Raw genomic sequence first — 4,841 nt, forward strand, 5'->3', positions numbered from 1 at the left:
CGATCCGGTGCTTCTGGGCCCACGGAGACCCCGATTCTCGGGATGTTGTCTGCCGCGCAGGCGGTGCCGGCGGTGCGGGAGCGGTGCGCGCGGTGCGGGGCGGGCGGTGCGGGCGGCGCCGTGGCCCGCGCGGCGGGGACGCGACTCGCCGCAGCGGTAGCGGAGGCGAAGGCCCGCCGGGGGGAGGACAGCGGGGGGCCGCGGTGTGGGGGCCGGGATCGTATGGTGTGGCTGCCCGTACCGCGTCCGCACTCGACGACCCCGCCGGGAGTCCGCCGTGACCCAGCCGTCGCCCCCCGCCTCGAACCCGGAGCCCGGGGACCCGCCGACCGCCGGCGAGGCGCAGCCACAACCGGCGGGGGACGGTTCGCCGCAGTCGGCCGGCACTGTCCCGCCCCAGCCGGCCGGACCTGTGTCGGCACAGCCCGCCGCCCAGGTCCCGCCCCAGCCGGGCGGCGCGGGCTGGCCGGCACACTCCGGCCAGCTCGCACACCCCGGCCACCCCGGCCAGCCTGGCCACTCCGGCCAGCCTGGCCACTCCGGCCAGCCAGGCCAGCCCGGTCACCCCGGTCACCCCGGTCAGCCCGCGATGCCGGGTCAGGCACCGCCGACGTCGGCGCAGCCCGGGGTGCCGGGCCAGGGACCACCCGGTGCGGGCCAGCCGATGTCCGGTCCGGGCTGGTCGCCGCCGCCGGGCAGCGGGGGTTGGCCGGCGCAGCCCGGTAACGCGGCTTGGCCAGGACAGCCCGGCAGCGCGGGCGGGCCGGCGCAGCACCCCGCCGAGCCGGGGTATCCGGTGCAGCCGCCGGGTTGGACGGCACAACCCCAGGGCCAGCCGCCACAGCCGCAGCACCCCGGGTCCCCCGGTCAACCGGTCAGGCTGGTCCGCCCGCCGCTGCCGGGACACCCCGGCGCCCCAGCGCAACCCGGCGCAGCTGCGCACCCCGCCGTCGGTCCTGGGTACCCCCGCCCGGCGGCGCATCCCGGCCCAGCTGCGCACCCCGGCCCGGCGGCGCATCCCGGCGCAGCCGCGCACCCGGGCCCGGCGGCGCATCCCGGCGCAGCCGCGCACTCCGGCCCGGCGGCGCATCCCGGCCCGGCGGCGCATCCCGGCGCAGCCGCGCACCCCGGCGCACCGGCGTACCCCGGCGCAGCGGCGTACCCGGGCGCGGCCGCGTACCCGGGCGGGGTGGCGCCGACCGCGGTGACGGCCCGGCGGATCCCCGAGGACCTGCCGTTCGTGCTGCGGCACAGCGTGGGCAAGCGGGCCCTGCTCTTCGGGGTGCTGATCCTGCTCATCGGCCTGATGCTGGGCTGCCCGCTCGGGGCGGCGGTCTCCGGCGGCGAAGCCGACCGGCTGGTGCTGCTCGCCGTCCCGGCGTTCATGCTGCTGTTCGCGCTGCTCCTCGGCTTCCAGCTCTGGATGATCACTTCCGGTGGCCCGGTGCTCGCGGTCGGGCCGCACGGGCTGTGGATCAAGACCCGGCCGACCCGGGGGCAGGCGATCTGGCTGCCGTGGGCGGCGATTGAGCACATCTACCCGCGCCGGTGGGCGCTGGAGCGGATGCTCTGCGTCAAGCCGCGCGACCCGCGGGTCGCGTCCGGGCTGGGCGCCTTCACGGCGCTGGACTCGGGCCTGCAACAGGCCTTCTACGGCACCGGCTTCACCGCGACGATCAATTTCGCCGACCGGCCGGAGGAGGAGATCATGCGGGCGGTGGCCGGCTACGCGGCGGGCCGCTGCCGGGTCGGCTGATCTCCCGGACGCCGCCGGTTGTGCATTACCGCACACCGCGCACCCGCTCGGTTGCCGCCGGTTCCCATCTCGTTAGGCTGCGGCAAATGGCCTGTCTCTTCTGATGACAGGCGTCAAACTGATTTTCCGAAGCTGGTGGCGGCGCGACGGCGCGCCGCGGAGACGGGACGGGACGCGCAATCGTGGACCTGTACGAGTACCAGGGGCGGGACCTGTTCGAGCGGCACGGCTTGCCCGTGCTCGCCGGCGGCGTCGCCACGACCCCGGAGGAGGCCCGCGCGATCGCCGAACGCCTCGGCGGCCGGGTGGTCGTCAAGGCGCAGGTGAAGGTCGGTGGCCGCGGCAAGGCCGGCGGCGTGAAGCTGGCCGAGGGCGCCGAGGAGACGGTGGCCCGGGCCACCGACATCCTCGGCATGGACATCAAGGGTCACACCGTCCACAAGGTCATGATCACCGTGACCGCGGACGTGGCCGAGGAGTACTACTTCTCGTACCTGCTCGACCGGGCGAACCGCACCTTCCTCTGCATCGCCAGCGTGGCCGGCGGCATGGACATCGAGCAGGTCGCCGCGGAGACCCCCGACAAGGTGGTCAAGGCCCCGATCGACGCCAACACGGGCGTGGACGAGGCGAAGGCGCGCGAGATCGTGGCCGCCGCCGGGTTCCCGGCCGAGGTCGCCGACCAGGTCGTCGAGGTGGCGGTCAAGCTGTGGCAGGCGTTCGTCGCCGAGGACGCCACGCTGGTCGAGGTGAACCCGCTGGCCAAGACCGCCGACGGCAAGCTGCTGCTGCTGGACGCCAAGGTCACCCTCGACGAGAACGCCGCGTTCCGGCACCCGGACCACGAGGCCCTGGTCGACCAGGCCGCGGTGGACCCGCTGGAGCAGGCCGCCAAGGAGAAGGACCTCAACTACGTCAAGCTGGACGGCGCCGTCGGCATCATCGGCAACGGCGCGGGCCTGGTCATGTCCACCCTCGACGTGGTGGCGTACGCGGGCGAGCGGCACGGCGGCGTGAAGCCGGCCAACTTCCTCGACATCGGCGGCGGCGCGAGCGCCGCGGTGATGGCGAACGGCCTGGAGATCGTCCTCTCCGACCCGTCGGTGAAGAGCGTCTTCGTCAACGTCTTCGGCGGCATCACCGCCTGCGACGCGGTCGCCAACGGCATCGTGCAGGCGCTGGCCCTGCTCGAGCAGCGGGGCGAGCAGGTCACCAAGCCGCTCGTCGTCCGGCTCGACGGCAACAACGCCGAGGCCGGTCGGGCGATCCTCGACGGCGCGAACAACCCGCTGATCGAGCGGGTCGACACCATGGATGGCGCGGCCGAGCGGGCCGCCGAGCTGGCCGCTGCGGGGGTCTGACAATGGCAATCTGGCTGACCAAGGACTCCAAGGTCATCGTGCAGGGGATGACCGGCTCCGAGGGTTCCAAGCACACCCGGCGGATGCTGGCCGCCGGCACCAATATCGTCGGCGGCACCAACCCGCGTAAGGCGGGCCAGACCGTCGACTTCGACGGCACCGAGCTGCCGGTCTTCGCGACCGTGGCCGACGCCATGAAGGAGACCGGGGCGGACGTCACGGTCATCTTCGTGCCGCCGCAGTTCACCAAGGCCGCGGTCATCGAGGCGATCGACGCCGGGATCGACCTGGCCGTGGTGATCACCGAGGGCGTGCCGGTGCACGACACCGCCGCGTTCTGGGCGTACAACGTGGCCAAGGGGGAGCGGACCCGGATCATCGGGCCGAACTGCCCGGGTATCGCGTCGCCGGGTGCCTCCAACGCCGGCATCATCCCGGCCGACATCACCGGCTCCGGCCGGATCGGCCTGGTCAGCAAGAGCGGCACGCTGACCTACCAGATGATGTACGAGCTGCGGGACATCGGCTTCTCGACCTGCGTCGGCATCGGCGGCGACCCGATCATCGGGACCACCCACATCGACGCCCTGGCCGCGTTCGAGGCCGACCCGGAGACCGACGCGATCGTGATGATCGGCGAGATCGGCGGCGACGCCGAGGAGCGCGCCGCCGAGTTCATCAAGGCCAACGTCACCAAGCCGGTGGTCGGCTACATCGCCGGTTTCACCGCCCCGCCCGGCAAGACCATGGGCCACGCGGGCGCGATCATCTCCGGCTCGGCGGGCACCGCCGACGCGAAGAAGGCGGCGCTCGAGGCCGTCGGCGTGAAGGTCGGCAAGACCCCGACCGAGACCGCCAACCTGATGCGGGAGATCATGTCCAACCGCTGAGCGGTCGTATCGTGCGAAGGGGGTCGACCGTTCCCGGTCGGCCCCCTTCCGCGTCCTAGCGGTACCAGTACGGGTAGTAGTAGCTGCCCCGGGCCCGGATGATGGCGCTGGCGATGATGTTGATGACGCCGAACGCGATGGCCAGCCAGCCGAGCAGCGGGGACTTGCCGAACCGGCGGGCGTCGCGGATCGACAGATAGCCGAAGACGATGCCCAGCAGGCCGCAGCAGAGCAGGCCGGTGACGATCCCGATGACGCCCCAGAGCGTGGTCCGGTCCCGGCCGGCGGCCGGTGGCGGTGGCGGCGGCGGATACGGAGCGTTCACGGCTTCCTCCGAGCGGTCGGTGCCGCGACGGGAAGGTCGCGTCCCTGGGCCGAGGCTAAACCGGATCGGGGCCGGGAAAGCGTGGATCACGGAACTCGCCGTCACCCCGGGGCGGTATCGGACTGCCGGCGCCGCCCGGGCATGCCAGAGTAGAGCCGATGTCACCCGTCACCCCTGACCAGCCCCGCCGTACCGCCGACGCCCAACCCGCCGACGCCCGGCCCGCCGACCGCGACGGGCGCGGGCCGCGGGTGCCCGCGCCCCGGTCCGGGGCGGCGCCGCGTGGCCGGGCGCCGCTGCCGGTCGCCGCCGGGGTGGCGGCGCTCTGGGCGGCCGTGACGTCCTGGCTGCCGGTGGCCGTGGTGCTCGGCCTGGCCCAGCTCAGCGAGGACGCCGGCGGGCTGGCCGGGGCGGCCCGCGCCGGCCTGGCCGGCTGGCTGCTGGGGCACGGCGTGCCGCTGGAGACCTCCGCCGGGCCGCTGGGCCTGGCGGAGGTCTCCAGCGGCACG

Annotated in this window: 4 protein-coding genes and 1 pseudogene; 4 read left to right on the forward strand and 1 reads right to left on the reverse strand. The window is 74.3% G+C overall.

The window, feature by feature from the left end; all coding sequences use genetic code 11:
* The first annotated feature begins 1,189 nt into the window (after positions 1-1,189).
* The 3 genes from LQ51_RS25420 (at position 1,190) to sucD (ending at position 4,007) form a co-directional block, all read left to right on the forward strand.
* Positions 1,190-1,756 carry a hypothetical protein gene (locus LQ51_RS25420; protein ID WP_046569930.1) on the forward strand — a complete coding sequence of 189 codons (567 nt, stop codon included), beginning with the start codon at positions 1,190-1,192 and terminating at the stop codon, positions 1,754-1,756.
* Between the two features lie 182 nt (positions 1,757-1,938).
* Positions 1,939-3,117 carry an ADP-forming succinate--CoA ligase subunit beta gene (gene sucC, locus LQ51_RS25425; RefSeq protein WP_046569932.1) on the forward strand — a complete coding sequence of 393 codons (1,179 nt, stop codon included), beginning with the start codon at positions 1,939-1,941 and terminating at the stop codon, positions 3,115-3,117.
* A 2-nt stretch (positions 3,118-3,119) separates the two neighbouring features.
* Positions 3,120-4,007, forward strand: a complete 888-nt coding sequence (gene sucD / locus LQ51_RS25430) for a succinate--CoA ligase subunit alpha (protein WP_046569933.1) — start codon at positions 3,120-3,122, stop codon at positions 4,005-4,007.
* 55 nt (positions 4,008-4,062) lie between these two features.
* On the opposite strand, the gene LQ51_RS25435 is transcribed toward sucD, so the two are convergent.
* Positions 4,063-4,332, reverse strand: a complete 270-nt coding sequence (locus LQ51_RS25435) for a hypothetical protein (protein WP_046569939.1) — start codon at positions 4,330-4,332, stop codon at positions 4,063-4,065.
* A gap of 158 nt (positions 4,333-4,490) precedes the next feature.
* Between LQ51_RS25435 and LQ51_RS25440 the strand changes: the two are divergent.
* Positions 4,491-4,841 (forward strand): annotated as a pseudogene (locus LQ51_RS25440) (hypothetical protein); the annotation flags it as partial.

Origin of the sequence: Micromonospora sp. HK10 (assembly GCF_000982955.1) — a bacterium.
Classification (GTDB): domain Bacteria; phylum Actinomycetota; class Actinomycetes; order Mycobacteriales; family Micromonosporaceae; genus Micromonospora.